Origin of the sequence: Bradyrhizobium sp. S3.2.6 (genome assembly GCF_040546885.1) — a bacterium.
GTDB classification, from domain to species: domain Bacteria; phylum Pseudomonadota; class Alphaproteobacteria; order Rhizobiales; family Xanthobacteraceae; genus Bradyrhizobium; species Bradyrhizobium cytisi.
The window spans coordinates 281,574-307,412 of sequence record NZ_JBEPOS010000005.1; the positions used below are offsets into that span (position 1 = coordinate 281,574).

A 25,839-nucleotide genomic window follows, 5' to 3' on the forward strand; every position below is an offset into this window, starting at 1 on the left:
TCTATGACTGGACGAGATTGCGGCGATAGAGCGCCAGCAGGCGCTCCCAATGCCGCTCGGCGGCGTCGCGGTCATAGACCGGGCGCTTGGGAAAGGCGAAGCCGTGATGGGTGCCGGGATAGATCTCGACCTCGGCTTTCGCGCCGCTCATGCCCTGCTTGACCCTCTCGATGATCTCGGTCGGCGCGTAGATGTCGGTCTCGGCGCAGGCGAAATAGAGCTCGGCCTTGGTCTTGCTCGCGGCGAGATGCGGGCTGTCGTCCTGATCGGTCGCGAGCTGCGTGCCGTAGACCGAGGCGGCCGCCTTGACGCGATCGGGGAAATGCGTGGCGGCGTTGACGGCGTAACGGCCGCTCATGCAGTAGCCGACGGTGCCGATGATCTCAGTGTTCGCGGCCGTCTGACCCTCGGCATAGGTGAGCAGCGCACGCGTGTCGTCCATGATCATGGGAATCGTGAGCGAGCCCATCAGCGCGAACATGCGCTTGCGCTCCGGTGCGTTCGGATCGGCCGGCAGCGCGCCGAGCTCCATCACGCCGGAGCGGTAATAGAGGTTCGGCAGCATCACGTAATAGCCCGATGTCGCGAGCCGGCGCGCCATGTCGCGCAGCTCTTCGCGGATCGCCGGCGCGTCCATGTAGAACAGGATGACAGGGAACGGTCCGGCGCGCTCGGGATGAACGATGAAGGTCGCGGTGTGGCCGTCCCTGGTGGGAATTGCGATCTGCTGCTCGATCATGTCTTGCGTTCCGCTTTGTGATTCTTGTTATGCAGGGACGTTGAATACGATTGCAAGGAAACCGGGGCATGACAAGGATACCGCCGCGTGGGCCTTGAACCGGCCTCCGCGGATTGCCATTGTCTTATCCGCCGTTCGCGCAAAGTTTATCGCAGGCCGCCAAGAGACCGATCAGGAGACCGACATGACCCAGACCACCAACCGGTTTTTCGACGAGATCGGCCGCTTGATGAACGACGCCGCCGGAGCTGCTCAGGGCGCCAAGCGGGAGTTCGATACGGTGCTGCGCAATCAGGCCGAAAAATTCCTGCGCGACATGGATCTGGTCAAGCGCGAGGAGTTCGAGGCGGTCAAGGACATGGCCCGCCTCGCTCGTGAGGAGAACGAGGCCCTGAAGGCGCGTATCGCGGCGCTGGAGGCCAAGCTCGGCGGGTGAGGTCGCTTACCGTCCCCTGGAGGGTTGGAACCCGGGCGGGCAGCCCATTCTCCTTGTCATTTCTGCATCTTCCGGCTAAAAGCCCGGCAGTTCGTGGCCCCCGCACCCCTGGAGGCTTGCTGCGAACGATGCCATGGGCCGCGCTGCGGCCCATTAACTTTTGCAAAAACAAGGACTTAGACTATGGCGACGACCGTCAAGGAATTGAAGGCGACCGCACGTCCGAAGAGCGGCAAGGGGGCCGCCCGGGCTGAGCGTCGCGCCGGGAAAGTGCCCGGAGTGATCTATGGCAACAAGCAGCCCCCGCTGCCGATCTCGGTTGATGATCGCGAACTGCGTCAGCGCATCCTCGCCGGCCGGTTCCTGACCACGCTGGTCGATATCGACCTCGAAGGCCAGAAGCACCGCGTGATTCCGCGCGATTATCACCTCGATCCGGTCAAGGACTTCCCGATCCATGTCGACTTCATGCGGCTCGGCGAAGGCGCCACCATCCGCATCAGCGTGCCTCTGCACGTGGTGAAGGCGGAAGGCTCGCCCGGCGTGAAGCGCGGCGGCGCCGTCAACATCGTCGCCCATGCGATCGAACTCGAATGCGGCGTCGAGAGCATCCCGCAATACATCGAGGCCGATGTCGGCTCGCTCGAAATCGGTCACTCGCTGCATCTGGCCGATATCAAGCTGCCGGCCGGCGTCAAGGCGCTGGCCCGCGAGGACGCGACCCTCGTCACCATCGTGCCGCCGTCCGGCTACGCCGAAGAGCAGAAGGCCGCGGCTGCGGCTGCTGCTGGTGGCGCGGCTCCGGCGGCTGGTGCAGCTGCTCCGGCGGCAGGTGCTGCTCCGGCTGCGGGTGCTGCTGCTCCGGCGGCGGCTGCCAAGGCTCCCGCCGGCGGCGACAAGAAGAAGTAATCTCTCATAGCTGGCGCGCGGTCTCTGATCGCGCGCCGAGCGAGGGGCGCGCCGCGTCATGCGACTCTTTGTTGGGCTCGGCAATCCCGGCGCGAAATACGCACGTAACCGGCACAATATCGGCTTCATGGCCGTCGACGAGATTGCGCGGCGTCATGGTTTCGCACCATGGCGCCGTCGTTTTCAGGGTGAGACCTCGGAAGGCACGCTCGGCACTGAGCGCGTGATCCTGCTCAAGCCGATGACCTATATGAACGACTCCGGCCGCAGCGTTCAGGAGGCGGCGAGCTTCTTCAAGATCGCGACCGGTGACGTCACGGTGTTTCACGACGAGCTCGAACTGGCGCCGGGCAAGGTTCGGGTGAAGATCGGCGGCGGCATTGCCGGACATAACGGCCTGCGCTCGATCTCCGCCCATATCGGCAACGAGTATCGCCGTGTCAGGCTCGGCATCGGTCATCCCGGTGTCAAGGAGATGGTGCACGGCCATGTGCTGTCGGACTTCGCCAAAGCCGACAACGACTGGGTGATGACGCTCTGCGACGCGGTGGCCGAGCATGCCGCACTGATCGTCAAGGGCACGGACGCGACCTTCGCCAACAGGGTGCATCTTGCGATGCAGGCGAAGGGATTTTTGACCAAGGACGAGAACGGCAAGGAATAACGCTCGTGGGATTCAAATGCGGAATCGTCGGATTGCCCAATGTCGGCAAGTCGACCCTGTTCAACGCGCTGACCGAGACGGCCGCGGCGCAGGCCGCGAACTATCCGTTCTGCACCATCGAGCCGAACGTCGGCGAGGTCGCGGTGCCGGATCCGCGGCTCGACAAGCTGGCGGCGATCGCCAAATCGGGACAGATCATTCCGACCCGGCTGACCTTCGTCGACATCGCCGGCCTGGTGCGCGGCGCCTCCAAGGGCGAAGGCCTCGGCAACCAGTTCCTGGCCAACATCCGCGAGGTCGACGCCATCGCGCATGTCGTGCGCTGCTTTGAAGATTCCGATATCACCCATGTCGAGGGCAAGATCGCCCCGGTCGCCGACATCGAGACGATCGAGACCGAACTGATGCTCGCCGATCTCGACAGCCTCGAGAAGCGCGTCGACAACCTCAGCAAGAAGGCCAAGGGCAGCGACAAGGACGCCAAGGAGCAGCTCGACCTCGTCAACCGCACGCTGGTGCTGCTGCGCGAAGGCAAGCCCGCGCGCCTCGTCGAGCGCAAGGCGGAGGAGGAGCGCGCCTTCGGGATGCTCGGCCTGCTGTCGTCAAAGCCGGTCCTCTACGTCTGCAACGTCGAGGAAGGCTCTGCCGCGACAGGCAACGCCTTCTCCAAGGCGGTCGAAGAGCAGGCGGCGAAAGAGGGCGCGGTCGCCGTCGTCATCTCTGCCAAGATCGAATCCGAGATCGCCACGATCTCGCGTGACGAACGCGCCGACTTCCTGGAGACGCTGGGTCTCGAAGAGGCCGGGCTCGATCGCCTGATCCGCGCCGGCTACACGTTGCTCGACCTCATCACCTATTTCACGGTGGGCCCGAAGGAAGCGCGCGCCTGGACCATCTATCGCGGCACCAAGGCGCCGGGCGCCGCCGGTGTGATCCACACCGATTTCGAGAAGGGCTTCATCCGCGCCGAGACGATTGCGTATGAGGATTACGTCGCGCTGAACGGTGAAGCCGGCGCTCGCGATGCCGGCAAGCTGCGGCTCGAAGGCAAGGAATACGTCGTCGCCGACGGCGACGTGATGCATTTCCGGTTTAATACTTAGCGCGGGTTTCGTCCCCCGGACGCTGCGCGGCGCTCTTGCGGTGCGCTGCAGAGCCGGGGCCCAGGAATCTTGTTTGCGGATGCATGGGTCCCGGCACTGCGTCGCGTCATTTCATGCCGCGCCGCGTCCGGGACACGAGAGCCTCACCGCACCCCGCCGCCCTGGTCCCGGATCGCGCCGAGATGCTCGTTGATGCGGAACACGATCAGGATCAGTTCCGCGGCGATGCGCGAGAACACGATTCCGACGACGACGCCCGCGATCGACTCCAGCACGACCAGGAAGCCGGCGAACGGGCTGATCGCCATCGCGGTGAGACCGGCAAAAATTCCGGAGAGTCCGAACAGGCAGATCACGCCGATCACCAGCCAGTAGAAGGTCTTGATGATCGTCGGCGTGATGAAGCGGTCCCATTGAAACAGGTCGCTGAATGAAAACATCTCTCTCCCCCGGGCAAATGGCGCCCCCGACTGCGTCAATCCGACAATGAGGCAGGTCCGGCCCGACTCGCCGAATGTAGCACGAGCCATGCGGGCCGGCGGGTTGAGATTGCCGCAAAGTGCGGCCACAATCTGTCATTCCCGCAAAGCTTTCCCAAGATGACCCTGACCTTCGAAGATTTCCCGACCGGCCGGTATGGAACGTTCGGCCCGCGCCATGTCACCCGCGACGAGATCCTGGCTTTCGCCGCCGAGTTCGATCCGCAACCGATGCATCTAGACGAAGAGGCCGCCAGCAAAAGCATGCTGCGCGGCCTGTCCGGCTCGGGCTGGCACCTCTGCTCGCTGATGATGCGGATGATGGCCGACGGTTTCATCACCCGCGCCGCCTCGCTCGGATCGCCCGGCGTCGACGAGGTGCGCTGGCTGTCTCCTTTGAGGCCCGGCGACGACCTCATGCTCGATGTCGACGTCGTGGAAGCCCGGACCTCGAAGAGCAGGCCGAATCTCGGCATCGTCAAGTTCAAATGCACGATGCGCAACGGCAGGGGCGAAGCGCTGTGCGAGATGACCTCGCCGATCCTGATCGAGCGGCGCGCGGGAGCGGTCTGATGCCATTCTTCGAGGAGATCGAGATCGGCCATCGCCGCGACATCGGCGCCTACACTTTCACGGCGGAGTCGATCAAGACGTTCGCGGCGAATTTCGATCCGCAGCGTTTCCACCTTGATGAGGAGGAGGGCAAGAACTCGCTGTTCGGCGGGCTTGCGGCGTCGGGCTGGCATGTCGGCTCGGCCTGCATGAGCCTGCTTGTCGCCGACGGCCAGCGTCTGGCGCGTGAAGCCGCAGCGCGTGGCGAGGAGGTCGCGGTGTGGGGGCCGTCACCAGGCTTTCGCGACCTGCGCTGGATCAAGCCGGTGCTGGCCGGCGACACCATCAGCTATTGCAACGTCGTCATCGACAAGCGCACCTCCGCCTCGCGCCCGGGCTGGGGCATCCTGACCGCCCGCACCGCCGGCACCAACCAGCGTGGCGAAGAGGTCTATTCCATCACCGCCAGCGCCTTCGTGCCGATGCGGCAGGGCGGTTAGACCAGTTCCAGGATGAACGGCCGAAATCGGCTCGCGAGTGTTGCCCGCGCGCTATGGACGCGATTCTGGGCTGCTGCCATAAGCCTCGGCGTGATGGCCGGTCCTTGCGAAGCAGTTACCGGAACCATCGAGTTGCTAACCAATTATGAACCTGTCGCTGTCTATTTGAACGAACTGGGCGGAGTACAGGGGACGAGCACGATGGCAGACCGCGGCGCACTCAAGCTGGTTGGATTTATCTTCGCGACCGCGACGCTGGCCGTGATGCTGGTTGCCGGCATGGTGGTGAAGGGCTATGCCGACGGCGCCTACACCCTGGAAGCCTCGAGCATCGACGCGAGCCGTTAAGAGCTGGTTAACTTTCGCGGTGCCGCGACACGGCCTCCGCCCTCAGCGGCTATAGACGAACGCCAATATCGCGATCGCAACGGCCAGCAATCCGACAAAGCGCAGCATGATGGTCCCGAACTGGTTCGGCGCGGGCCGCAGCGGTATCGGGTCCGTGTTTTCGGGCCGAATGCTTTCCATCTGAAAATATCCCCGGGCCCGGCCGCAAAGGCTGCGGGCGCTTGGCATTGGTCGGTGCGAGGGCGGGGAGGGTTCAATAGCGCACTCTCGTGTCCCGGACGCGCTGCAGCGCCTTAGCGCTGCTGCGCAGAGCCGGGACCCATCGTAACGCGCGTTCCGTATTAACGTGGGCCCCGGCTCTGCGACGCGTCACTGCGTGCCGCATCGCGTCCGGGGCACGAGAGCGGCACCCCTGAATCAAAACCGCCGCGTCCCGTCCGGAACGCGGCGGCTGTGATGACTGGTGCTGCGATCAGCTGTTGCGCAGGCCGTCGGCGGCGCGTTTCCACTGGGAGACGTTGTCGGCGATCATGCGGGTCGACTTCATCGCGGCCTGGCTGAGCTGGGCGTAGCCCGAGATCTCGCGCTGGACGCGCTGGCCTTCGGCATGCAGCAGGTCGCGCAGGCTCTCGAGCTCGGAGATCAGGTTCTCGATCTCGGCGAGCGAGGTGCCGGCGACGCGCTGGATCAGCGAGTTGACGTTGGTGACGGTGGCTTCCGCGCTCGGATCGAGCGGCGGCGCGTCGGTGGTTGTCGCGGCCGGCCGGCGCAGATAGGCGATGTCGTTGCGGACGAAATCGCGGATGCCGGCTTCGACTTCCGTCACGGCGGCGAGGTTGGTGTCGACCGTCTCGGTCTCGGTGGTCTCGGTCTTTTCCGGACGCATGGCGTTCATCGTTATTCCCCTGTTCGCGTTGAGCGCAGCGCGAGTGTCCCCCGCACGACGATGGGTGTCAGGCCGGTGCATGAGGGCGTCCGATTTTGACCGCAACGGGGCCGAGATGCGGCAAGGGCGGACCATTCGGGGGTTTTGCCGTGGCGTATGGTTACGGGATTCTAAAGATGGCTCACCAGCTCTTCTTGAAGCCCGCGGTCAGGCTCTTGTTGATCGCGCCTTGCGAGGTCTCGCCGACCGAGCCGGAGACGGTGACGTTGTCGAACAGCTTCTGCTCGGCGCCGAACTTGCGCAGCCATTTGTCGTCGGTGGTTGACATGGTCTGGCCGGCGGTGATGCTGGTACCGGTGTCGACGATCGTGACCTTGGCGGACTGGTCAGTCTCGTAATTGCGGGTGACGTGGCCGCCGACGCCGGGCAGCGCCGTGGTGCCTTGCTGGTTGACGCTGTAGCCGTTCTGGAGCGTCAGCGAATAATCGCTCGACAGCGGCACCGATTTGGTCAGCAACGCGCCAAGCTTGCTCTGCTCGGCGCCGGGATCGACGCGGGCTTCGACCGCGGTCTTGTCCCAGACGGGGCCTGCGCCCGGCGCGGTCGCGGTGGCCCAGGCACTGCCGGAAGATTGCGGCAGGTTGCCGCCATTCGCGGCCTTCTGCGCCATCAGCTCCGACATCGTGGTCGGCTCTTTCGCCACCGTCATGTCGGCGCCGATCCGGGTGTCCCAGAACGAGGACACCGACTGCTTCACGGTCACGGCCGAGGAGCCGTTCGCGTTGGCATTGGTCGACCAGTTGATGCCGTTGTTGGCGGCGGCCTGCGCGCGCTTCTTGGCGGCGATGAGGTCGTTAAGCGTGCCAGCGTCGATGGCGAGCTGACTCCAGTCGAGCTTGTCGACGTCGATGCCTTTGAGCACGTCGGGGTCGTTGACATCGGCGGTCTCGGCGGCGTCGGCCTCCTCGTCTGGCGCGGTCGCAGCGGGGGCAGGGGAGAAGGGCGGGATGATCTGTGCCGGGGCTGTCAGAACCGAGCCGACAATGAACGCGGCCGCCAGCGGCAGCCGGATCCAGCCAAAACCTGTCGAGAATTCCATGACCTTGCCCGCGAGCCCAGTTCGCGCACAGGATGCGGCGCTATCGTCGCAAAATTGTGGCGCCAAGAATTGTGGCACAGAGAATTGTGGCGCAGAGAATTGTGGCGCCAAGAATGCCGAACCAACGGGCCGCGCACAAGACGCGCGCGCCCGATGACGAGCATCTCCACGAGGGCGTCCGGCGGGGCTGGAGGCCGGAACGCGTCGCGGGAGCATCAATCGATCGGTCCCGCATTGCGGAGCCCGTTGGTGTCCCCCTCAGCCGACGCCGGTCATCTTCGGCAGATGAATGGCGCGGCCGAGTGCCTGCTCGACCAGGTCAAAAGTGTCGACCAGCACGCGCATGCTGATGAGCCGGTCCGCCCTGAACTGGGCGAACTGCGCGACGCGCAAGCTGATCGGCTTGTCGGAGTCCAGCGCGGTGAGCGAATAGCGCAGCATCGAGGAGGCGGAATCGACGCCCAGCATGATGCTCTCGCGGTCGAAGCGGCGGACGCGGAAATTGTCGGCGAGCTGGCGGATGACCTGGAGCACGGCCGCCTTGCCCTGGCGCGCGCCGAGGAACGGAAACATGTCGATCGGGCCATAGATCGCCCACTCGACGTCCTCGTCGATCAGGGCCTTGATGTCCTCGAAATGCCGGTCGTTGATCGCGCGGTGCAACGCACGCGAGAAACGCCAGAGGCTGTGCTCTGTCATTTTGGGGCGTCCTGAAACTGGCTTGCAGAAAAACGGAAAACAACCCCATGCACAGTAAGGTGCGAGGCGGCTGCTCAATTCATTCGTGTACGAACAAAATAGGCTTGATCTGCGAAAATGCAAATCACGATTTTGCAATGCACAATTGAGCGCAGATTGTGAGATTTACAATAGAACCCCGTAATTTTACCGGAATCGGGTCAGCCCTCGCGTCGGGAACCCGGACCCGCCACGTCAGTTGAGACGGCGACACCGCATCCGGAGACATCGATCATGAAATCGCCGCCGCTCATTGCCATCACTGCCGCGCTTCTCGTGCTCGGCGCAACCTCCGGCGCCAACGCCAAGGGCTGCATTAAGGGCGCCGTCGTCGGCGGCGTCGCCGGCCATTATGCCGGCCACCACGGCGTCCTCGGCGCCGCAGCCGGCTGCCTCTACGGCCGCCACCGCGCCAACGAGCAGGGGAAGCAGCAGCAACAGCAGAGCCAGGCAAACGGGCAGGGCAAGCTGTAGGCACCACTCCATCTGCGCCGGCGGTACGCTCCCTCCACCGCGAGAAAGTCCCGTCTGCACAACGCGCTCGAAGGCCGACGAGCGCGGAAGATATTCCGTCGCCTACCTCTTCTTCCACCCACCCCTGTGTCCCGGCATCCCACCCGTCGACTTCGGCGCCGGGCCGAACTCCGGCCCCGACTGGCGCGAATCCGTCGGCTGGATGATCCGGCTCTCGCCGCCGAACGGCTTTGACGGCAGCGCGCGGTCCGCGCGGTAGGGCAGCGACTCCGGGCCGTGCATCTCGTCGAGATGCGGCTTGTGGACTCTCGAGCCACCACTGCCACCACCCGTGGACTGCCCCTCACCCCGACCCTCTCCCCGTGAAGAACGGGGAGAGGGGGAGGAGGCACCGCTGCTGGCCTTGAGTGCAGCGGAAACAGTTTTTTTCTTCATCGCGCTGACCGGCAGATTGGCGGCGTCGCCGTATTTCTTCGCTCCGGCATAGGCGCCCGCCTTGCCGGCGACGGTGCGCTGCTTGACGGTGGGGTCGTCGACGACCGCGAGCTCGGTGGCGCGCAGGCGCTTGACTTCGTCGCGCAGGCGCGCGGCCTCCTCGAAGTTCAGATCGGCGGCGGCCTCGCGCATGCGGGTTTCCAGATCGGCGAGCACGGCTTCGAAATTGTGGCCGATCGAGATGACATCGTCGGTCATGTCGTGGCCGCCGATCTCGACCAGCACATGATCGCGCTCGTAGACGCTGTTCATGATGTCGCCGATCGATTTCTTGATGCTCTCCGGCGTGATGCCATGCGCCGTGTTGTACTCGACCTGCTTCTCGCGGCGGCGGTCGGTTTCGGCGATGGCGCGCTCCATCGAGCCCGTCATCTGGTCGGCGTAGAGGATCACCTTGCCGTCGACGTTGCGCGCGGCGCGGCCGATGGTCTGAATCAAGGATGTTTCGCTGCGCAAAAAACCTTCCTTGTCGGCGTCCAGGATCGCGACCAGCGCGCATTCGGGAATGTCGAGGCCTTCGCGCAAGAGGTTGATGCCGACCAGCGCGTCGAACGCGCCGAGCCGCAAATCGCGGATGATCTCGATGCGCTCGATGGTATCGATATCGCTGTGCATGTAGCGCACGCGAATGCCCTGCTCATGCAGATATTCGGTGAGGTCCTCCGCCATGCGCTTGGTCAACACCGTGATCAGCGAGCGGTAGCCGGCCTGCGCCGTGGCGCGGACCTCGCCGACGAGATCGTCGACCTGGGTACGGGCCGGACGAATATTAACGGGAGGATCAATCAGCCCGGTCGGGCGGATCACCTGCTCGACGAACACGCCGCCGCTCTCGTTGATCTCCCAGGCGCTGGGCGTGGCCGACACCGCGACCGTCTGCGGCCGCATCATGTCCCATTCCTCGAAACGCAGCGGGCGGTTGTCCATGCAGGAGGGCAGGCGGAAGCCGTATTCGGCCAGCGTCGCCTTGCGGCGGAAGTCGCCGCGGAACATGCCGCCGATCTGCGGCACCGTGACGTGGCTTTCGTCGGCGAACACCAGCGCATTGTCGGGGACGTATTCGAACAGCGTCGGCGGCGGCTCGCCGGGCAGGCGGCCGGTGAGATAGCGCGAATAGTTCTCGATGCCGGCGCAGCTTCCCGTCGCCTCCATCATCTCGAGGTCGAAGGTGGTGCGCTGCTCCAGCCGCTGCGCCTCCAGCAGGCGGCCCTGGTCGTGCAGCTGGTCGAGCCGCTGCTTCAGCTCGGACTTGATCGACTTAATCGCCTGCACCAGCGTCGGACGCGGCGTCACATAGTGCGAATTGGCGTACATCTTGATGAATTCGAGCTCGTCCTGCTTGTGGCCGGTGAGCGGATCGAATTCTTCGATGTTCTCGATTGTGTCGCCGAACAGGTTGACGCGCCAGGCTCGGTCCTCATAGTGCGCCGGGAAGATGTCGATGACGTCGCCGCGCACACGAAACGTGCCGCGGGTGAAATCGGCTTGCGTCCGCTTGTACTGGAGCGCGACGAGATCGGCGATGAGCTGGCGCTGGTCGATGCGCTCGCCCTTCTTCAGCGCAAAGGTCATCGCGGTGTAGGTCTCGACCGAGCCGATACCGTAGATGCAGGACACCGAGGCGACGATGATGACGTCGTCGCGTTCGAGCAGCGCGCGCGTCGCCGAGTGGCGCATGCGGTCGATCTGCTCGTTGATCGAAGAATCTTTTTCTATGTAGGTGTCGGTGCGGGGGACATAGGCTTCCGGCTGGTAGTAGTCGTAATACGAGACGAAATACTCGACCGCGTTGTCGGGGAAGAAGCTCTTGAACTCGCCATAGAGCTGGGCGGCGAGCGTCTTGTTCGGCGCCAGGATGATGGCGGGCCGCTGCGTCGCCTCGATCACCTTGGCCATGGTGTAGGTCTTGCCCGAGCCGGTGACGCCGAGCAGCACCTGCGAACGGTCGTTGCGCTGGATGCCTTCGACGAGCTCCGCGATCGCGGTCGGCTGGTCGCCGCGCGGCTCGTATTCCGACTTGATCTCGAAGCGCACGCCGCCTTCGGACTTTTCCGGCCGCGGCGGCCGGTGCGGGGTCCACACTTTGGTGGAGCCGTCATCCCTGCGGAACTCCGGCCGGCCCTCGCGGATCAGCGATTCCAGCGCTTCGGCGGTCGCCTTGACGCCGAGCGCCTCCATCTTGTTGCGCGGCGGGCGCGCCATCGCCTCGGCGTCATCCTCCTCGGTGGGAAGGCCGAGCTGGCGGGCCAGTTCCGGATCGAGCGTCGGGATCGTGGCCGCGGTTCCGTAATTGGCCTGCGGCGCCTCTTCAAACGCACCGGTCTCTCCGCTCGCTCCCCCCTTGGTCGGGGAGGGGGGTAAGCCACGAGTCGCGCTGCCCGACGCGATGTCCTGCGGAAACTGCTTTTGAAGGTCTTTGGGCGTCGAGGCGCGAGCCCGATGCGCGGCGGCCTCGCCTCCGGCGCGGCGGTCGCGCGAATTGTCCGGCGGCGGCTGCAGGCCGGTGCCGGATCCAAGCCCGGCATCGCCGCGATTGATCGCGGGATTGAGCAATTCGGCCAGGGCCGGCCCGATCGGCTGCACGTCGGGCCGATGAGCCTTCGAGTTAGGAGCCTTGGATTTAGGAGATTTTGGGGGAGCAGGTTTCTTCGCCATGAGGCGAATATGGGACGAGTCCGCCCCTCAGAAAAGAGCGAATGCCCGTCCGTGCGTAGGCTGCTGACAGCAGGTTGGCAGCAGGGCCATCGTTCAGCGGTTTCGCCTCACGCCGCCGGCAGCGGTCCTTCGCCGTCCACGACCGGAAGGCGTGGCTCGAGGATGTCGAGATGGATCCCACCGCAATCGGTGCAGCGCATGGTCCAGTACTCGCACCCGGCGCGACCGCCGATCACACGGAGCACCGTGAGATCGCCGTCACATTCCGGGCATATCGCCAGTACCTTGCGCGAATAAATTCGCGACCGCGGCGCGCCTTCGAAGTCGATGACTGACATGAACCGGTGTCCCCCCTGTTACGCCACGCTGTCGCTCAGCCCTGTTGCCGTCTCGCTGGGTCTATTCGTCGTCGCCCTCGTCGGCACGCCGGCGGAAGCGGTCGATGTGATGCTTGGCATCGGCGATCGCGGCGTCGGGATCGGGCCAGGCGAAGCCGACTTCCATGGCCGGAAACAGCACACCGTCGATGGCAACCGGGCTGAAATCGGCGCGCCGGATCCGGGCGTGCCACAGTCCCTTGCCAGCTTCGAAGGATTCGATGTCAAAGCCGTCGTAAAGGGTCGTCATTGGTAGTCCCCAAATGCTCTCTTGTCGGAGGGTTAGACGACCACGTTTGCGGATTTTGAGATGTGAAGCCGTTCACAAGCGGCCGGCTTTTTCATCCGAAAGGGTGATGGGCCAGAGCGTTTTCGAGCGAAGTGGATACCGGTTCGCGTAAAGAAAACGCGTCAAAACAAGAATCTAGCCCCGTCCGGCGGCGCGCCCGGCCCGCCGCGGCCGGGCAGCGGGTTCCGCCGCCGCCCGCATGATCCAGCGGCGGAACGCGGCAAAGTCGCGCTGCTCGGTCTGAAAGCTGCGGTAGAGCAGATACCAGCGCATGCCCTTGGGCACCGAGAGGTCGAATGGCGCGATCAGGCGTCCGGCGGCGAGGTCGTCGTCGATATAGGGCCGGATGCCCATGGCGATGCCAAGCCCGTCAACGGCGGCCTGGAGCGCCTGGCCGTAAAACTGGAACTCCGGCCCGCGCGCGTTGATGCGGGGGAGGGCGGCGGCCTTGAGCCAGAGCGGCCAGTCCTCCGGCGAATGCGTGACGCGGATCAGGCTCGGGCCCTTGAGATCGGCGGGGCGCTTCAGGCTGGCGGCGAGGCGAGGCACGCAGACCGGCGTGAGGTCGCCGGCGAACAGCGGCTCGGCGACCAGCCCCGGCCAGTCGCCGGTGCCGAGCTTGATGCCGCAGCTCCAGTCCTCGCCGAATGCGACCTCGGCGCCGCCGGTGGTGAAGCGCACCTCGATGTCGGGCTCCTCGCTGCGAAACTCCGACAGCCGCGGGATCAGCCAGCGCATCGCAAAGGTGTGGCCGACGCCGATCGTGAGCACGCGGACGCCGGAGGGCGCCGTGACCTGCGCGGTGAGGCTCGCGAGCGCATCGAAGATCGGCGTCAGCCCGCTCTGATAGGCGCGGCCTGCCTGCGTCAGCACGAGCTTGTTGGCCTTGCGCTCGAACAGCGCGACGCCGAGCCGCTCTTCCAGCAGATGCACCATGCGGCTGACGGCGGCCGCCGACACGCTCAGCTCGACGCCGGCCGCAGCAAAGCTGCCGGTCCGCGCCGCCGCCTCGAACGCCTTGATGCCGTTGAGAAAGAGCAGCCGCCGCAAATGCAAACACCCTCAGGAAAGCTGATGCCAGGCCAAGATAACTCAGTTTGCGAACAAGGGGCAAGCAAGGCAGAAATATCAGCGTAATTCATGCTGATTTGCCGACGCGAGCGCGGTCTTCTTCGCCTCTCCCCGCGTGCGGGGAGAGGCCGGAATTTGCGCAGGCAAATTCCGGGTGAGGGGGACTCTCCGCGAGTCTAACTGCCACCGTCCCCGCGGAGACTCCCCCTCACCCCACCCTCTCCCCGCAGGCGGGGCGAGGGAGATCCGAGCAGTCTGCGTCCCTTACTTTCGCTGAGTCCCACAGGAGAACCCCTTCGTGACGCCGATCATGATCGCTGCCCTTGGATTGCTGATGGTCGCCACCGCGTTCCTGTCGGGGCTGTTCGGCATGGCGGGCGGGCTGATCCTGATCGGCGTGCTGCTGGCGTTGATGCCGCTGCCGACCGCGATGGTGCTGCATGCGATCACGCAGATGGCCTCGAACGGCTGGCGCGCGCTGCTGTGGCGCGCGCATATCCGCTGGCGGCCGGTCGCGAACTACATGGTCGGCGCCGCCATCGCGCTGGCGGCGTGGTCGCTCACCCGCTACGTGCCGGACAAGCCGATGGCGCTGCTGATGCTCGGCGCCACGCCGTTCATGGCACGGTTGCTGCCGACCAATATCAAGCCCGATCCGGATCGCCTCTGGCAGGGTAGCGTTTACGGCACGATCTGCATGGGCCTGATGCTGATGACCGGCGTCTCCGGTCCGCTGCTCGACACTTTCTTCCTCGGCGGCGATTTCGGCCGGCGCGAGAAGGTCGCGACCAAGGCGATGTGCCAGCTCGTCAGTCACTTCACCAAGCTGATCTATTTCGGCGGCGTCATCGATCAGGCCGCCACGCTCGATCCCGTGCTCGCGGGCGTCGCGATCGCAGCCTCGATGCTCGGCACCACGCTGGCGCGGCGCATTCTCGAAGCCATGACCGACCAGCAGTTCGTGGCCTGGTCGAACAAGCTGATCTCCACCATCGCCTGCTACTACATCGCCTATGGCGGCTGGCTGCTGGTTCGCACGCCGGTGCTGGCGGCCTTCGACAAGGGAGGTTTGCAATGAGCGAAACCGCCGATCCGCTGGTGCTGGACTTCGTCGAATGGATCGCGCGCGAGCCGCGCGCCTATGCCGAGGTGATCGCGACCTGGAAGACCTCGTGCCCGCGGCTCACGATCTGGGAGGACGCCGCCGACCGCGGTTTCGTCGCGCGCGAGACGCTGCCCGGCATCGGCCTGATCATCGCGGTGACGGAAGACGGCGAAAGGCTGCTGCGAACCAACGGGCGGTGACGCCACAACGTCATTGCGAGCGCGAGCGAAGCAATCCAGAATGTCTCCGCAGCGGCAGACTGGATTGCGTCGCTGCGCTCGCAATGACGGAACTCCAATATGTCGCTCAAACTCTACGAACTCGTTGGCACCGACGCCTCGCGCCCCTTCAGCCCTTACTGCTGGCGCACGCGGATGGCGCTGGCGCACAAGGGGCTGACGGCGGAATCGCTGCCCTGGCGCTTCACCGAGAAGAGCGAGATCGCGCCTCACGGCTCGGAGAAGGTCCCGGTGCTGTTGCATGATGACAAGCCGGTGGTCGATTCCTGGACGATCGCGAATTATCTCGAAGACCATTTTCCGGATCGCCCGTCGCTGTTCGGCGGCGAGGGCGGCCGCGCCATGGCACGCATGCTGAATGCGTGGGGCGACATCGCCATCGTCGGCGGCATCTTCCCGCTGATCATCGCGGACATTCCGAAGAATCTCGCCGATGTCGATGCCACCTATTTCCGCAAGTCGCGCGAGGCGCGGTTCGGCAAGCCCCTGGAGGAAGTCCAGGCGAGCCGCGACACCGGCGTCATCGCGTTCCGCAAATCGCTGGAGGTGATGCGGCAGACGTTCAAGACGCAGGCCTATCTCGGCGGCAGCGCGCCGAACTACGCCGACTACATCGTGTTCGGCGGTTTTCAGTGGGCGCGGGTGGTGAGCCCGTTCAGCCTGCTCGAGGCGGACGATCCGGTCTATGCGTGGCGCGAAAAGCTGCTCGATGCGTTCGACGGCATGGCGCGGAAATCGCCGGGACATACGGTGTAAGCTTTGTAGGGTGGGCAAAGGCGCAAAGCGCCGTGCCCACCATCTCTTCACATGCAATGAAAGTGGTGGGCACGCTTCCGCTTTGCCCACCCTACGAAACCGCCTCTGCCGCCGCCTTGCGCAAACACTCCCGGCATAGGCAATCCTCGCCCTTGACCGGCATCGGCAGTCTTGCCGTCTCCTCCGCGCACCAGCAATTGCCCGAGAGGTCGCAGCCGAACTCGGTGCCGCAGCGGGAACAGGCGAGGCGGCGCGGGGCCGGTGGCGTCAGCGTGATTTCTTTCGGATTTGTCATGATTTACGCAAAAGCTTTGCCGTCATTTTCATGTCGGGTTCATCTCCGGCTGCGGTATATTAAGCGCCGCGCACAGAGCAGGGAAGCGGTTGGCACCGTGCGGAGGACAAATCGATGGCCCGCGATTCGCAAGCCGCCCTCGTCGCGCTGAACCGCTTCGGCTTCGGCGCCCGCGGCGGGGCCTCCGGCGATCTCATAAATGCGGCCTCCGATCCGCGCGGCTTCGTGAAGGCTGAACTGGCGCGGCCCTTTGGCGCGCTGCTGGAGGCGCCGGGCCTGCAATCGACGCCGCAACTAGGCCAAGCCGCGTTCGCCTATCAGGACCAGGTCAAGCAGGCGCGCGAGGCGGCGGCAAAGGCCGGCGTGCCGACTGAATCGCCGCCGCAGGCGCCGGCCGATCAGAAGCTGCGTCGCAATCTCTCGCTGAACACGGTCGCGACCGAGATCGCCGCCGGCCAAATGGCCGAGGCGAAGCCGGCCGACAGTGCGATGAAGCCTGACGGCATGCAGCCCAATGCCGCCGCGCCTGCTGTTGCAAAACCGGCGCAACCGCTCAACGTCATCCAGAAGACCTTTCGCGCCGAAGCGCTGGCGCGCCTGCAGCGCGCGACGCTGGTCGAGTGTGGCTTCACCGAGCGCCTGGTCGTGTTCTGGTCCAATCATTTCTGCATCTCTGCGAACAAGGGCGAGCTGGCGCGGATGTGGGCCGGCGCGTTCGAGCGCGAGGCAATCCGCCCGCACGTGCTCGGTCGCTTCGCCGATATGCTGAAGGCGGTCGAGCAGCATCCGGCGATGCTGTTCTTCCTCGACAACCAGCAATCGCTCGGACCGGATTCGCGCGCGGGCCAGAACCGCAAGCGCGGGCTGAACGAGAACCTCGCGCGCGAGATCATGGAGCTGCATACGCTCGGTGTCGGCGGCGGCTATACGCAGGAGGACGTCACCTCGCTCGCGCGGATCATCACCGGATGGACCTTTGCCGGCCGGCAGGGGCAGCTCGGGGCGCCCGGCTCGTTCGCCTTCAACGCCAACGCACATCAGCCCGGGCCGCAGCTGCTGCTCGGCAAAACCTACGAAGCGACTGGCCTGGCGCAGGGCGAAGCCGCGCTCGGCGACATCGCGCGCCATCCCTCGACTGCGAATTTCATCGCCACCAAACTCGTCCGCCACTTCGTTGCCGACGATCCGCCGCCCGCGCTCGTGGCACGGTTGCGCGATGTCTTCGTCAGGACCGATGGCGACCTCAAGGCCCTTGCCACGGCGATTGTCGATTCCGACGAAGCCTGGAAGGCGCCGCTGACCAAGATGCGCTCGCCCTATGATTTCGTGATCGCGAGCGGGCGGCTGCTTGCGCGCGTGCCGGAAGATCCCGGCGGTTATCTCGGCAATCTGAACCTGCTCGGCCAGCCGTTGTGGACACCGGCCGGACCGAACGGTTTTCCGGACACGAGCGCCGCGTGGGCCGCGCCCGAAGGCATGAAGCTCCGGCTCGACATCGCTTCGCAGATGGGTGCGCGGCTCGGACCCAACATCGATCCGCTTGATCTTCTGGAATTTGCTGCAGCCGATGCTGCGTCAACCGAAACACGCAAAACCATCGAGCGCGCGGAATCGCGCCAGCAGGCGCTGGCGCTGCTGCTGATGTCGCCGGAACTGCAGAGGAGATGATGATGATCGACTGCGTCGAAAACCGGCTCCTCACCTCGCGCCGCGGACTCTTGCTCGGCGGCGCGTCCTTTGCTGCCTGGGCCTATTTGCCGAAATTCGCGCGCGCGGCCGATGGGCGTGACCCCCGGCTGGTCGTGGTGATCCTGCGCGGCGCGCTTGATGGGCTCGCGACCGTCGCGCCGGTCAGCGACCCCGACTATGCCGGCCTGCACGGCTCGATCGCGCTCGCGGCGGATGGCGCGCATCCCGCGATCATGCTCAATACTTTCTTCGCGCTGCATCCGGCGATGCCGGAATTCGCCCGCATGTATCGCGCCCAGCATGCCGCGGTGATCCATGCGGTGGCGACGCCCTATCGCGATCGCTCGCATTTCGACGGCCAGGACGTGCTCGAGAGCGGCTATGCGGGCCCGGGCCGCGTGCAGTCCGGCTGGCTCAACCGCGCGCTGGAAGCGCTGCCGCGCGGCGAGCGCGTGTCGAGCGGGCTCGCGGTGGGGCCCACCACGCCGCTGGTTCTGCGCGGAAATGCGCCGACCGTCGGCTGGGCACCGGTCGCGCTGCCGCAGGCCGACGACGACACCGCGATGCGGCTGGTCGATCTCTACCGTCATCGCGATCCCGCTTTGGCTTCGGCACTGTCGCAAGGCCTCCAGTTGGAGAAGGCCGCGAGCGGCGACGACATGAAGCCGAAGCCCGGCAATGCGGTCGCGCAGATGCGGCAGGTCGCGCGCGGTGCCGCAAAACTGATGGCGGCCGATGACGGTCCGCGCATCGCCGCACTCGCCTTCGACGGCTGGGATACGCATGCCAACGAGGGTGGTCCGGTCGGACGTCTCGCCTTCCTGCTCGGCGGTCTCGACGGTGCGCTCGCCGAATTCGAAAGCGGCCTCGGCGATCGCTGGCGCGACACCGTCGTCGTCGTCGCCACCGAATTCGGCCGCACCGCGCGCATCAACGGCACCGACGGCACCGATCACGGCACAGCGACCGTCGCGCTGCTCGCCGGCGGCGCGGTGAAGGGCGGCCGCGTCATCTCCGACTGGCCCGGCCTCAAGCTCGCCAACCTCTTCGAGGCCCGCGACCTCAAGCCCACCACCGATCTCCGCTCCGTCATCAAGGGCGTGCTGCAGGGCCAGTTCGGCCTGTCGGATCGCGTGCTGGCCGAGACGGTGTTCCCGGATAGCGCAAGCGCAAGGCCGATGAAGGGGCTGGTGGTGTGATTTCAACCTCTCCCCGCTCTTTGCGGGGAGAGGTCGGATTGCGAAGCAATCCGGGTGAGGGGCAGGTCATCGGATACATCTGCGACTTTGTTTGTCGCGAGAAGCGGCTCATCATCGAAGTCGATGGCGGCCAGCACAACGGGTCGGCAGCCGACGCGATCCGGGATGAACGCTTGCGCGAAAAAGGCTATAAGATCCTTCGCTTCTGGAACAACGACGTGCTCGGCAACATTGAGGGCGTTTTGACCATCATTCAAACCGAACTCGCGGAGGCAGCCCCTCACCCCACCCTCTCCCCGTAAGAACGGGGCGAGGGAGCGAGAGAGCGGCGCTTGCCTCACATCAGGAGACCACCGGCATGTACATCGCCATGAACCGCTTCCGGGTCACCAAGGGATCGGAAGCTGCCTTCGAGCAGGTCTGGTTGTCGCGTGACACGCATCTGGACAAGGTGCCGGGCTTCGTCGAATTCCATCTGCTTAAAGGGCCCGAGCTCGAGGACCACACGCTGTATGCCTCGCACACGGTGTGGGCCAATCACGCGGCGTTCGAGGCCTGGACCAAGTCGGAGGCGTTTCGCGCCGCGCATCAGCGTGCCGGCGACAACAAGCCGCTCTATCTCGGCCATCCCCAGTTCGAGGGCTTTGAGGTGATGCAGACGGTCGGACGCGGCGCCAAATAGCGCCGCGTTTCAAAAGCTCAGCCCTTGGTGATCCCATCGATCTCGGCAAGGTCGTCCGCACTCAGCTGCCAGGCGATCGCCTTGACGTTCTGCTCGACCTGCTCCACCCGGGTGGCGCCTGCGATCACGCTCGAGACCTGCGGGCGGGCGGCGAGCCAGGAGAAGGCGAGCTCGAGCATCGAATGGCCGCGCGCCTTCGCAAAGGCCTGGAGCTTCTCGACGATGTCCTCGTTGCGCGGCGTAACGTAGCGGTCGCGTAGCGCCGGCGCCTTGCCGAAGCGCGTGTCGGCGGGGGCTGCTGCGCCGCGCTGGTACTTGCCGGTCAAGAGGCCACTCGCCAGCGGGAAGAACGGCAGCAGGCCGAGCTTGTATTCCTGGGCTGCGGGCAGCAGATCCTTCTCGATGTCGCGGACGACGAGGCTGTACTCGTCCTGGGCCGAGACGAAGCGGCCGACGTTCATCGCGCGCGCGGTGAACTCGGCCTCCGCGATGCGCCACGCCGGAAAATTGGAATGGCCGATGTAGCGGACCTTGCCCTGGCGGACGAGATCGTCGAGCGCGCGCAGCGTCTCCTCCAGCGGCGTCAGCGGATCGTAATCATGCTGCTGGTAGAGATCGATGTAATCGGTCTTCAGCCGCGTCAGGCTGGCCTCGACCGCGTTCATGATGTAGCGGCGCGAGGCGCCCTGCTTGGTGCCGTCGGCCGCCATCGGCTTGGAAAATTTGGTGGCGAGCACGATGTCCTTGCGGCGGTCGCCGAGCACGGTGCCGAGCACCGTCTCCGAGCCGCCCTGGCCGGCATAGATGTCGGCGGTGTCGAACAGCGTGATGCCGAGATCGATCGCGCGGTGGATCACCTTGCGCGAGGTCTCCAGATCGGTGCGCTGGCCGAAATTGTTGCAGCCGAGTCCGACTGCGGACACGCGCAGGCCGGAGCCGCCGAGATTACGAATTTCCATGGGAGATCCTGTCAGACGAGAGCAGACGCCCATTGTGACCGCGGTGCGACACAGCGGCAAGCGTCTGCCTGCGTTGCAGCCATGCTGAAAGGAACTGCGGACAAAAAAATGCGGCCCCTGTCAGACGCGGCGACTGACGGGGACCGCTTGGGGCGCTTGATCGGTGACGGGGGGCCTGATCAGACGCAGGCGCAACTTAGTCCCGGTGTGTTACGCGCCGGTGACAGGCCGAGTTATCCACAGGGTTAGACAGCAGGATCAGAAGATCTTGCGATAGACGATGAAGCCGGAGCGTTCCGCGACCTTGTCGTACAGGCTCTGTGCCGTGACGTTGGTCTCGTGCGTCTGCCAGTAGACCCGCGGCGATCCCGCGAGCTTGGCGCGCTCATAGACGCCGTCAATCAGCGCCGAGGCGACGCCCTTGCCGCGTGCGGCCTCCAGCGTGAACAGATCCTGCAGATAGCACGACGGCTCGATCGCGGTGGTGCTGCGATGGAACAGGTAGTGCGTGAGCCCGAGCAGGCGGCCATCGCTTTCGGCGACCAGCGCATGCACCGGCTCGTAGGCATCGAAGAAGCGCTGCCACGTCACCTTGGTTATCTCAGGCGCGAGCGCGGTCGGACCGGAGCGGCCGTAGAAGGCGTTGTAGCCGTCCCACAGCGGCAGCCATTGATCGTAATCCTGTCGGGTGACGGAGCGAATGGTGAGCGACATCTGGAAAATCCACGATCGATGAGGTGTCCTTCATACTGATGAAGGGCGTATCGATCAATTGCGATGTCGCGCATCACTCCGCGACGCGCAAGTACCGGGTCAGCTTCCGCCCTGTGGGATCGCGCAGCGAGCGATAGTAATCGGCGCGCGCCGGCGCGTCGGTGTGGCGCACGAGGTCGGTCACCGGCGTGTAGCTCAGCATGCGGCCGCCGTCGGGCAGTGCGGTGCAGACGAAACGCAGCACCTCGCCATTGCGCAAATTGATATTGATCGGCGTGGCGTCGCCGATCCGCACCATCTCCATGCGCTGCGCGATGAAGGCGCCCAGCTCGTCCTCCGGCAGCTCGAAGGCGCCGGTGTCGCGGCCGTGATACATCAGCGCGATGAAGGGCGGCTTCTCGTCGGCCTTTTCGTCCGGCAGTGCGAAATAATCGCGGAAGGCGCGGTTGATGAATTCGGCGCGGGTCTCGGCATCGAGCAGCACGATGCCGATATCGACCTGGTCGAGCGCTGCCGACAGCCGTGCCGCAGTGGCGTGGTTGTGCCGCTCAGTGGCAAAGGCATCGACCAGACGCTCGCGCATCAGCCCGGTGATGCCTGCGGTGCCGGCGGTCGTCAGCGCGAGCAGGCCGAGTGGCGCGAGATCGGTCAGGTCAAAGCCGGGCGCGGTGCGGTGGCCGAGAGACAGCAGCGCTGCGCCGATCACGGCAATGGCGGCGCTGCCGAGCGCAGAGGCAAAGCCCGAGAGCGAGCCGGCCAACGCCACGATGCCAACGAACAGCGGTGCAAGCGAGAGCGCGGGAGCGTGACGGTCGAGCGGGATTGCCAGCAGTGCGATCGCTGCCGTAAGCACGGGACCGGAAATGGCACGCCATCCGAACCGCATGGGCCTGGCTCGTTCCTCCCTGAACGAGATAATTCCGCCAGACTGACCGATGGTTGCGCAAGCGCAACCCGATTTCGCGCGGTGCGCTTAAGGGGCGCTTGCCTGCGTGCTCAAAGCTTTCGGATGATTTTAGACCAAATGCACGTGCATCATGCGCTGCTGCAGCGCGGGCGCGTTCCACGTCGACGTCCCCGGGCCCTTGCGGGTGCCGACGACAATCAAAAGCGACACCGCGACCAGGATGGCCGCAGTCAGGGTGATTGCAACGACTACCACAGGCGATTTCATCATTGTCCTGTCACGATGCCTGTCGGCGCGGGGCCGCGCGGCACCTTGAAGGCTATCAAGGATGAAACGGGGATCAGACCGGCAGGCCCATCGCCATGGTCGCTTTGGTCGACAGCACCGTGAGGGTGACGATCAGACAAAGCGAGAGGGCAGCGACGGCGAGCGAGGCCGCGACTGCGTTGGTTAGCCGGGGAGACGAGACGGTATCGGTTTGGCCCTGAAAGCCGACCGCGCCGGACGCCCGAATCATGGCCTAAATCCTTCAACGTGCGAGCGAATCACCCGCGACGCCGAACAACTTCACAATTCCAGCGGGCAATAATGGGGCGGCAGTTGCACCGAAAGCGGCGGGAATAGGGCAAAGGTTAACGCAGTGCCCGCTATTTCTTAACGTTGCACCGGTTTTCAGGCCTCCGCCGCGATGCTGGCGGAGTCGTCGATCTCGGCGGGGCGCCAGTCCATCGCCACGAAGCCGGGCGCAGCCTCGACGCGCTTCAGCCAGTCCCGGATCGCCGGGAAGGGCGAAAGGTCGAAATCGCAGCGGTCGGCGAGGTGGGTGTAGCCGTACAAGGCGATGTCGGCGACCGTGAGCTGGCGGGCGGCGAAATAGGCGCTGGTCTTGAGGTGGTTCTCCATCACCTGGAGCGCGCCATAGCCGCGCTCCATCCAGTCCTCCAGCGCGTGGGTCTGCAGGTCGCGGCCGCCCTTGACCAGCGACAGCCAGAAATAGGCGGCGCCGATATTGGGCTCGAGCGCGTGCTGCTCGAAGAACATCCATTGCAGCGCCTCGGCGCGATCGATGCGGTTCTCCGGCGCGAGCGGCGTGCCGACGGCGACGTACCACAGGATGGCGTTGGACTCGGCGAGATAGCGATTGTCGCCGACCTCGAGCAGCGGCACCTGTCCTGACGGGTTCTTCGCCAGGAAGTCCGGCGTCTTGCTCTCGCCGCGGAGAATGTCCACCTCGATGGGTTCGTAGGGCACGTTCAACAGCGCCAGCGCAAGGCGGACCTTGTAGCTGTTGCCCGAGCGTTGCATCGAATAGAGCTTGTACATTCTGGGAGTTCGATTCCGAGGGACGGGAAGGTTCGGCGCTTGTTGCCCCGCGCCGCGGCTAAACAATGATGCCGATGCGAATCCGCCGCAAGGGCTGGCCCATAGAAAAACTCGAAAACCCTACCGCACTGCAACGCTGCAGAAGATCATGTTCGTGTGACGCTGCAAGTGAGATCACGCTTGCGTCAACATGCACGACGCATCGCTTCGCGCGATCGTGTGCGAGGCGGTGACGGGTCGCGAGCTCGCCACCGGTTGACGATCGGCCGCAGGCCTTGCGCGTCAGCCGGCAGTCAGTCTTGTGGCGCTCGAGCGGCGCAAAATTGCTCCGAGGACAGGCCTTGCCGGATATGAGGGGTTTGCCCGGCAAAGTTGCTGAAAATTGCGGGAAATCGCGCCTTGCAACGCTCCAGACCCGTAAACTTTTCTGGGATCGGGCCGAAGTTTCTTGCGGCGCAGCGGCACACGTTTTAGGGTGTCTCCATTCCCACAATCAGAGTCGTGAGGCCAAAGGGTTCACGACGCTTGTCAGGAGATGACGATGGCCTTCCTTGCTGCTGCGCTCGACCGTGTGAAGCCGTCCGCGACCATCGCGGTCACGGATAAAGCACGCGCGCTGAAAGCGGCGGGCCGCAATGTCATCGGCCTCGGCGCCGGCGAGCCCGACTTCGACACGCCCGCCAACATCAAGCTGGCGGCGATCCGCGCCATCGAATCCGGCAAGACCAAGTACACCGCGGTCGACGGCATCCCCGAGCTGAAGGACGCGATCATCGCGAAATTTCAGCGCGAGAACGGCGTCGTCTACAAGCCGAACCAGATCATCGTCGGCACCGGCGGCAAGCAGGTGCTCTACAACGCGCTGATGGCGACCATCAATCCGGGCGACGAGGTGATCATCCCGGCGCCCTATTGGGTCAGCTATCCCGAGATGGTGGCGCTCGCCGGCGGCGAGCCGGTGCCGGTGGTCTGCACAGCCGCGGCCGGTTTCAAGCTTCAGGCCGAGGCGCTCGATCGCGCGATCACGCCGAAGACCAAATGGGTCATCCTGTGCTCGCCGTCGAACCCGACCGGCGCGGCTTACACAAAGGCAGAGCTCAAGGCGCTTACCGACGTGCTGGTCAAGCATCCGCATGTATGGGTGATGACTGACGACATGTACGAGCACCTCGTCTATGACGACTTCCAGTTCACCACCGTCGCGCAGGTCGAGCCCAGCCTCTACGACCGCACGCTCACCGTGAACGGCGTCTCGAAAGCCTATTGCATGACCGGCTGGCGCATCGGCTACGCCGGTGGTCCCGCGCAGCTGATCAAGGCGATGTCGACCATCCAGTCGCAGTCGACATCGAACCCGTCCTCGATCTCGCAGTGGGCGTCGGTGGAAGCGCTGAACGGTCCGCAGGACTTCATCGCCGCCAACAACAAGGTGTTCAAGGAGCGTCGCGATCTCGTCGTCTCCATGCTCAACCAGGCCAACGGCATCGAATGCCCGCGTCCCGAGGGTGCGTTCTACGTCTATCCGTCCTGCGCCGGCACGATCGGCAGGACCGCGCCGTCCGGTAAGGCGATCGACAATGACGAGACGTTCGTCACCGAGCTCCTGGAGACCGAAGGCGTTGCCGTGGTGCAGGGTTCGGCCTTCGGCCTTGGCCCGGCGTTCCGCATCTCCTACGCGACCAAGACCTCGGACCTCGAGGACGCCTGCAAGCGCATCCAGCGCTTCTGCGGCAACCTGCGCTAGGCACGTCCCCGGTTCAGCATTGAAAGGCCCGCTTCGGCGGGCCTTTTTGTTGGTGTTTCGATTGCGCGGAGTCGGATGGACTTTCGTTTGGGCCAGCAGCGTGCCTTGCCCCTCACCCGGATTGCTTTGGACGATGCTGCGCATCGCCAGGCGCAATCCGACCTCTCCCCGCGGAAGCGCGGGGAGAGGTTAAGTCGCACACGATAGCGCGCGCTAATTATTGCTTAACGTAAGGGGCGCACCACTCTCTCGCTCCCTCGCCCCGCTCTTGCGGGGAGAGGGTGGGGTGAGGGGCTCCTTCCGCGAGTTCGGTTTTCAATGCATCCGATCTGGCACCCACAGGACTCTTGTGGCATAGACCATCGCGCGCCGCTTGCAGGCTGCTTCTCTGCTCGCATCACATTCATAGCCGG

33 protein-coding genes are annotated in these 25,839 nt (G+C 65.0%); 16 read left to right on the forward strand and 17 right to left on the reverse strand.

Translation table 11 applies throughout. From position 1 onward, the window contains the following. Position 1: 1 nt before the first annotated feature. On the reverse strand, positions 2 to 739 hold the full coding sequence (locus tag ABID58_RS13580; RefSeq protein WP_148751131.1) for a dienelactone hydrolase family protein: 738 nt from the start codon (positions 737 to 739) through the stop codon (positions 2 to 4). A gap of 184 nt (positions 740 to 923) precedes the next feature. On the opposite strand from ABID58_RS13580, the gene ABID58_RS13585 reads away from it, so the two are divergent. The 4 genes from ABID58_RS13585 (at position 924) to ychF (ending at position 3,851) form a co-directional block, all read left to right on the forward strand. Then, positions 924 to 1,175, forward strand: a complete 252-nt coding sequence (locus ABID58_RS13585) for an accessory factor UbiK family protein (protein ID WP_128953911.1) — start codon at positions 924 to 926, stop codon at positions 1,173 to 1,175. 183 nt (positions 1,176 to 1,358) lie between these two features. Next, a complete protein-coding gene (locus ABID58_RS13590; RefSeq protein WP_354032998.1) occupies positions 1,359 to 2,084 on the forward strand; it encodes a 50S ribosomal protein L25/general stress protein Ctc in 726 nt (241 codons plus the stop codon). Positions 2,085 to 2,142: 58 nt separating this feature from the next. Further along, positions 2,143 to 2,748, forward strand: coding sequence for an aminoacyl-tRNA hydrolase (gene pth / locus ABID58_RS13595; protein WP_354032999.1), 606 nt, complete (start codon positions 2,143 to 2,145; stop codon positions 2,746 to 2,748). A 5-nt stretch (positions 2,749 to 2,753) separates the two neighbouring features. Next, positions 2,754 to 3,851, forward strand: coding sequence for a redox-regulated ATPase YchF (gene ychF, locus ABID58_RS13600; RefSeq protein WP_354033000.1), 1,098 nt, complete (start codon positions 2,754 to 2,756; stop codon positions 3,849 to 3,851). Between the two features lie 143 nt (positions 3,852 to 3,994). Here ychF and ABID58_RS13605 read toward each other — a convergent pair whose 3' ends face one another. After that, positions 3,995 to 4,291, reverse strand: a complete 297-nt coding sequence (locus tag ABID58_RS13605) for a DUF4282 domain-containing protein (RefSeq protein WP_045003742.1) — start codon at positions 4,289 to 4,291, stop codon at positions 3,995 to 3,997. A 159-nt stretch (positions 4,292 to 4,450) separates the two neighbouring features. On the opposite strand from ABID58_RS13605, the gene ABID58_RS13610 reads away from it, so the two are divergent. The 3 genes from ABID58_RS13610 (at position 4,451) to ABID58_RS13620 (ending at position 5,730) form a co-directional block, all read left to right on the forward strand. Further along, a complete protein-coding gene (locus ABID58_RS13610; protein ID WP_148751135.1) occupies positions 4,451 to 4,903 on the forward strand; it encodes a MaoC family dehydratase in 453 nt (150 codons plus the stop codon). Further along, positions 4,903 to 5,382 carry a MaoC family dehydratase gene (locus ABID58_RS13615; RefSeq protein WP_354033001.1) on the forward strand — a complete coding sequence of 160 codons (480 nt, stop codon included), beginning with the start codon at positions 4,903 to 4,905 and terminating at the stop codon, positions 5,380 to 5,382. Before ABID58_RS13610 ends, ABID58_RS13615 begins: the two co-directional genes overlap by 1 nt. A 201-nt stretch (positions 5,383 to 5,583) precedes the next feature. After that, positions 5,584 to 5,730, forward strand: a complete 147-nt coding sequence (locus ABID58_RS13620; RefSeq protein ID WP_314951336.1) for a hypothetical protein — start codon at positions 5,584 to 5,586, stop codon at positions 5,728 to 5,730. 42 nt (positions 5,731 to 5,772) lie between these two features. Here ABID58_RS13620 and ABID58_RS13625 read toward each other — a convergent pair whose 3' ends face one another. The 4 genes from ABID58_RS13625 to ABID58_RS13640 all read right to left on the reverse strand — a co-directional run bounded on the left by ABID58_RS13625 (position 5,773) and on the right by ABID58_RS13640 (position 8,414). Continuing rightward, positions 5,773 to 5,910 carry a hypothetical protein gene (locus ABID58_RS13625; protein ID WP_187434827.1) on the reverse strand — a complete coding sequence of 46 codons (138 nt, stop codon included), beginning with the start codon at positions 5,908 to 5,910 and terminating at the stop codon, positions 5,773 to 5,775. A gap of 292 nt (positions 5,911 to 6,202) precedes the next feature. Then, positions 6,203 to 6,625 carry a hypothetical protein gene (locus tag ABID58_RS13630; protein ID WP_354033002.1) on the reverse strand — a complete coding sequence of 141 codons (423 nt, stop codon included), beginning with the start codon at positions 6,623 to 6,625 and terminating at the stop codon, positions 6,203 to 6,205. A 172-nt stretch (positions 6,626 to 6,797) separates the two neighbouring features. Next, the gene (locus ABID58_RS13635; protein ID WP_354033003.1) at positions 6,798 to 7,715 is read right to left on the reverse strand and encodes a hypothetical protein; all 918 of its coding nucleotides are present in this window, start codon (positions 7,713 to 7,715) and stop codon (positions 6,798 to 6,800) included. A gap of 258 nt (positions 7,716 to 7,973) precedes the next feature. Next, a complete protein-coding gene (locus tag ABID58_RS13640) occupies positions 7,974 to 8,414 on the reverse strand; it encodes a nuclear transport factor 2 family protein (RefSeq protein WP_354033004.1) in 441 nt (146 codons plus the stop codon). Between the two features lie 273 nt (positions 8,415 to 8,687). Here ABID58_RS13640 and ABID58_RS13645 point away from each other — a divergent pair, with 273 nt between their 5' ends. Further along, positions 8,688 to 8,927, forward strand: a complete 240-nt coding sequence (locus ABID58_RS13645) for a hypothetical protein (protein WP_354033005.1) — start codon at positions 8,688 to 8,690, stop codon at positions 8,925 to 8,927. A gap of 102 nt (positions 8,928 to 9,029) precedes the next feature. Here ABID58_RS13645 and uvrB read toward each other — a convergent pair whose 3' ends face one another. The 4 genes from uvrB to ABID58_RS13665 form a co-directional block, all read right to left on the reverse strand. Next, the gene (gene uvrB / locus ABID58_RS13650; RefSeq protein ID WP_354033006.1) at positions 9,030 to 12,077 is read right to left on the reverse strand and encodes an excinuclease ABC subunit UvrB; all 3,048 of its coding nucleotides are present in this window, start codon (positions 12,075 to 12,077) and stop codon (positions 9,030 to 9,032) included. Between the two features lie 107 nt (positions 12,078 to 12,184). Continuing rightward, on the reverse strand, positions 12,185 to 12,415 hold the full coding sequence (locus tag ABID58_RS13655; protein WP_354033007.1) for a hypothetical protein: 231 nt from the start codon (positions 12,413 to 12,415) through the stop codon (positions 12,185 to 12,187). Between the two features lie 61 nt (positions 12,416 to 12,476). Continuing rightward, positions 12,477 to 12,704, reverse strand: a complete 228-nt coding sequence (locus ABID58_RS13660; RefSeq protein ID WP_148751143.1) for a hypothetical protein — start codon at positions 12,702 to 12,704, stop codon at positions 12,477 to 12,479. Positions 12,705 to 12,878: 174 nt separating this feature from the next. Beyond that, on the reverse strand, positions 12,879 to 13,793 hold the full coding sequence (locus tag ABID58_RS13665; RefSeq protein ID WP_354033008.1) for a LysR substrate-binding domain-containing protein: 915 nt from the start codon (positions 13,791 to 13,793) through the stop codon (positions 12,879 to 12,881). 319 nt (positions 13,794 to 14,112) lie between these two features. Here ABID58_RS13665 and ABID58_RS13670 point away from each other — a divergent pair, with 319 nt between their 5' ends. The 3 genes from ABID58_RS13670 (at position 14,113) to ABID58_RS13680 (ending at position 15,914) form a co-directional block, all read left to right on the forward strand. Then, positions 14,113 to 14,892, forward strand: a complete 780-nt coding sequence (locus ABID58_RS13670) for a TSUP family transporter (RefSeq protein ID WP_354033009.1) — start codon at positions 14,113 to 14,115, stop codon at positions 14,890 to 14,892. After that, the gene (locus ABID58_RS13675; protein WP_148751146.1) at positions 14,889 to 15,119 is read left to right on the forward strand and encodes a hypothetical protein; all 231 of its coding nucleotides are present in this window, start codon (positions 14,889 to 14,891) and stop codon (positions 15,117 to 15,119) included. The genes ABID58_RS13670 and ABID58_RS13675 overlap by 4 nt, the downstream gene beginning before the upstream one ends. Positions 15,120 to 15,218: 99 nt before the next feature. Next, complete coding sequence (locus tag ABID58_RS13680; RefSeq protein WP_354033010.1) at positions 15,219 to 15,914, forward strand: glutathione S-transferase family protein; 696 nt, start codon at positions 15,219 to 15,221, stop codon at positions 15,912 to 15,914. Positions 15,915 to 16,005: 91 nt separating this feature from the next. Here the strand turns inward: ABID58_RS13680 and ABID58_RS13685 are convergent, their stop codons facing one another. Continuing rightward, a complete protein-coding gene (locus ABID58_RS13685) occupies positions 16,006 to 16,209 on the reverse strand; it encodes a cysteine-rich CWC family protein (protein ID WP_354033011.1) in 204 nt (67 codons plus the stop codon). Positions 16,210 to 16,323: 114 nt separating this feature from the next. Here ABID58_RS13685 and ABID58_RS13690 point away from each other — a divergent pair, with 114 nt between their 5' ends. Genes ABID58_RS13690 through hmuQ form a run of 4 tightly spaced genes read left to right on the forward strand, consistent with a single transcriptional unit; the run spans position 16,324 to position 19,779 of the window. Continuing rightward, the gene (locus ABID58_RS13690; protein WP_354033012.1) at positions 16,324 to 17,877 is read left to right on the forward strand and encodes a DUF1800 domain-containing protein; all 1,554 of its coding nucleotides are present in this window, start codon (positions 16,324 to 16,326) and stop codon (positions 17,875 to 17,877) included. Positions 17,878 to 17,879: 2 nt separating this feature from the next. Beyond that, positions 17,880 to 19,097, forward strand: a complete 1,218-nt coding sequence (locus ABID58_RS13695; RefSeq protein WP_354033043.1) for a DUF1501 domain-containing protein — start codon at positions 17,880 to 17,882, stop codon at positions 19,095 to 19,097. Positions 19,098 to 19,135: 38 nt separating this feature from the next. After that, complete coding sequence (locus ABID58_RS13700) at positions 19,136 to 19,399, forward strand: endonuclease domain-containing protein (RefSeq protein WP_430640169.1); 264 nt, start codon at positions 19,136 to 19,138, stop codon at positions 19,397 to 19,399. 56 nt (positions 19,400 to 19,455) lie between these two features. After that, positions 19,456 to 19,779, forward strand: coding sequence for a heme-degrading protein HmuQ (gene hmuQ / locus ABID58_RS13705; RefSeq protein ID WP_354033013.1), 324 nt, complete (start codon positions 19,456 to 19,458; stop codon positions 19,777 to 19,779). Positions 19,780 to 19,796: 17 nt separating this feature from the next. Here hmuQ and ABID58_RS13710 read toward each other — a convergent pair whose 3' ends face one another. The 6 genes from ABID58_RS13710 to ABID58_RS13735 all read right to left on the reverse strand — a co-directional run bounded on the left by ABID58_RS13710 (position 19,797) and on the right by ABID58_RS13735 (position 23,682). Next, positions 19,797 to 20,738 carry an aldo/keto reductase gene (locus ABID58_RS13710; protein WP_148751152.1) on the reverse strand — a complete coding sequence of 314 codons (942 nt, stop codon included), beginning with the start codon at positions 20,736 to 20,738 and terminating at the stop codon, positions 19,797 to 19,799. A gap of 258 nt (positions 20,739 to 20,996) precedes the next feature. Beyond that, the gene (locus ABID58_RS13715; protein ID WP_148751153.1) at positions 20,997 to 21,452 is read right to left on the reverse strand and encodes a GNAT family N-acetyltransferase; all 456 of its coding nucleotides are present in this window, start codon (positions 21,450 to 21,452) and stop codon (positions 20,997 to 20,999) included. 73 nt (positions 21,453 to 21,525) lie between these two features. Then, on the reverse strand, positions 21,526 to 22,338 hold the full coding sequence (locus ABID58_RS13720) for a PAS-domain containing protein (RefSeq protein WP_354033014.1): 813 nt from the start codon (positions 22,336 to 22,338) through the stop codon (positions 21,526 to 21,528). 129 nt (positions 22,339 to 22,467) lie between these two features. Beyond that, complete coding sequence (locus tag ABID58_RS13725; protein WP_354033044.1) at positions 22,468 to 22,629, reverse strand: hypothetical protein; 162 nt, start codon at positions 22,627 to 22,629, stop codon at positions 22,468 to 22,470. A 70-nt stretch (positions 22,630 to 22,699) separates the two neighbouring features. Next, a complete protein-coding gene (locus ABID58_RS13730; RefSeq protein WP_354033015.1) occupies positions 22,700 to 22,876 on the reverse strand; it encodes a hypothetical protein in 177 nt (58 codons plus the stop codon). A gap of 155 nt (positions 22,877 to 23,031) precedes the next feature. After that, positions 23,032 to 23,682 carry a glutathione S-transferase family protein gene (locus ABID58_RS13735; protein ID WP_148751155.1) on the reverse strand — a complete coding sequence of 217 codons (651 nt, stop codon included), beginning with the start codon at positions 23,680 to 23,682 and terminating at the stop codon, positions 23,032 to 23,034. A gap of 541 nt (positions 23,683 to 24,223) precedes the next feature. Between ABID58_RS13735 and ABID58_RS13740 the strand changes: the two genes are divergently transcribed. Continuing rightward, entirely contained in the window at positions 24,224 to 25,426 is a 1,203-nt protein-coding gene (locus tag ABID58_RS13740; protein WP_354033016.1) for a pyridoxal phosphate-dependent aminotransferase, read from the forward strand. Positions 25,427 to 25,839: the final 413 nt, after the last annotated feature.

Excerpts from the sequence above, each read along its gene's own strand:
- ABID58_RS13720 (WP_354033014.1), bottom strand. The coding sequence starts at position 22,338 with ATGCGGTTCGGATGGCGTGCCATTTCCGGTCCCGTGCTTACGGCAGCG.
- ABID58_RS13680 (WP_354033010.1), top strand. The coding sequence starts at position 15,219 with ATGTCGCTCAAACTCTACGAACTCGTTGGCACCGACGCCTCGCGCCCC.
- ABID58_RS13735 (WP_148751155.1), bottom strand. The coding sequence starts at position 23,682 with ATGTACAAGCTCTATTCGATGCAACGCTCGGGCAACAGCTACAAGGTC.
- ABID58_RS13740 (WP_354033016.1), top strand. The coding sequence starts at position 24,224 with ATGGCCTTCCTTGCTGCTGCGCTCGACCGTGTGAAGCCGTCCGCGACC.
- ABID58_RS13685 (WP_354033011.1), bottom strand. The coding sequence starts at position 16,209 with ATGACAAATCCGAAAGAAATCACGCTGACGCCACCGGCCCCGCGCCGC.
- ABID58_RS13690 (WP_354033012.1), top strand. The coding sequence starts at position 16,324 with ATGGCCCGCGATTCGCAAGCCGCCCTCGTCGCGCTGAACCGCTTCGGC.
- ABID58_RS13645 (WP_354033005.1), top strand. The coding sequence starts at position 8,688 with ATGAAATCGCCGCCGCTCATTGCCATCACTGCCGCGCTTCTCGTGCTC.
- ABID58_RS13620 (WP_314951336.1), top strand. The coding sequence starts at position 5,584 with ATGGCAGACCGCGGCGCACTCAAGCTGGTTGGATTTATCTTCGCGACC.
- ABID58_RS13640 (WP_354033004.1), bottom strand. The coding sequence starts at position 8,414 with ATGACAGAGCACAGCCTCTGGCGTTTCTCGCGTGCGTTGCACCGCGCG.
- pth (WP_354032999.1), top strand. The coding sequence starts at position 2,143 with ATGCGACTCTTTGTTGGGCTCGGCAATCCCGGCGCGAAATACGCACGT.
- ABID58_RS13655 (WP_354033007.1), bottom strand. The coding sequence starts at position 12,415 with ATGTCAGTCATCGACTTCGAAGGCGCGCCGCGGTCGCGAATTTATTCG.
- uvrB (WP_354033006.1), bottom strand. The coding sequence starts at position 12,077 with ATGGCGAAGAAACCTGCTCCCCCAAAATCTCCTAAATCCAAGGCTCCT.
- ABID58_RS13695 (WP_354033043.1), top strand. The coding sequence starts at position 17,880 with ATGATCGACTGCGTCGAAAACCGGCTCCTCACCTCGCGCCGCGGACTC.
- ABID58_RS13590 (WP_354032998.1), top strand. The coding sequence starts at position 1,359 with ATGGCGACGACCGTCAAGGAATTGAAGGCGACCGCACGTCCGAAGAGC.
- ABID58_RS13730 (WP_354033015.1), bottom strand. The coding sequence starts at position 22,876 with ATGATTCGGGCGTCCGGCGCGGTCGGCTTTCAGGGCCAAACCGATACC.
- ABID58_RS13675 (WP_148751146.1), top strand. The coding sequence starts at position 14,889 with ATGAGCGAAACCGCCGATCCGCTGGTGCTGGACTTCGTCGAATGGATC.
- ABID58_RS13615 (WP_354033001.1), top strand. The coding sequence starts at position 4,903 with ATGCCATTCTTCGAGGAGATCGAGATCGGCCATCGCCGCGACATCGGC.
- ABID58_RS13660 (WP_148751143.1), bottom strand. The coding sequence starts at position 12,704 with ATGACGACCCTTTACGACGGCTTTGACATCGAATCCTTCGAAGCTGGC.
- ABID58_RS13610 (WP_148751135.1), top strand. The coding sequence starts at position 4,451 with ATGACCCTGACCTTCGAAGATTTCCCGACCGGCCGGTATGGAACGTTC.
- ABID58_RS13605 (WP_045003742.1), bottom strand. The coding sequence starts at position 4,291 with ATGTTTTCATTCAGCGACCTGTTTCAATGGGACCGCTTCATCACGCCG.
- ABID58_RS13585 (WP_128953911.1), top strand. The coding sequence starts at position 924 with ATGACCCAGACCACCAACCGGTTTTTCGACGAGATCGGCCGCTTGATG.
- ABID58_RS13725 (WP_354033044.1), bottom strand. The coding sequence starts at position 22,629 with ATGATGAAATCGCCTGTGGTAGTCGTTGCAATCACCCTGACTGCGGCC.
- ABID58_RS13715 (WP_148751153.1), bottom strand. The coding sequence starts at position 21,452 with ATGTCGCTCACCATTCGCTCCGTCACCCGACAGGATTACGATCAATGG.
- ABID58_RS13630 (WP_354033002.1), bottom strand. The coding sequence starts at position 6,625 with ATGAACGCCATGCGTCCGGAAAAGACCGAGACCACCGAGACCGAGACG.
- ABID58_RS13580 (WP_148751131.1), bottom strand. The coding sequence starts at position 739 with ATGATCGAGCAGCAGATCGCAATTCCCACCAGGGACGGCCACACCGCG.
- ABID58_RS13635 (WP_354033003.1), bottom strand. The coding sequence starts at position 7,715 with ATGGAATTCTCGACAGGTTTTGGCTGGATCCGGCTGCCGCTGGCGGCC.
- hmuQ (WP_354033013.1), top strand. The coding sequence starts at position 19,456 with ATGTACATCGCCATGAACCGCTTCCGGGTCACCAAGGGATCGGAAGCT.
- ABID58_RS13710 (WP_148751152.1), bottom strand. The coding sequence starts at position 20,738 with ATGGAAATTCGTAATCTCGGCGGCTCCGGCCTGCGCGTGTCCGCAGTC.
- ABID58_RS13625 (WP_187434827.1), bottom strand. The coding sequence starts at position 5,910 with ATGGAAAGCATTCGGCCCGAAAACACGGACCCGATACCGCTGCGGCCC.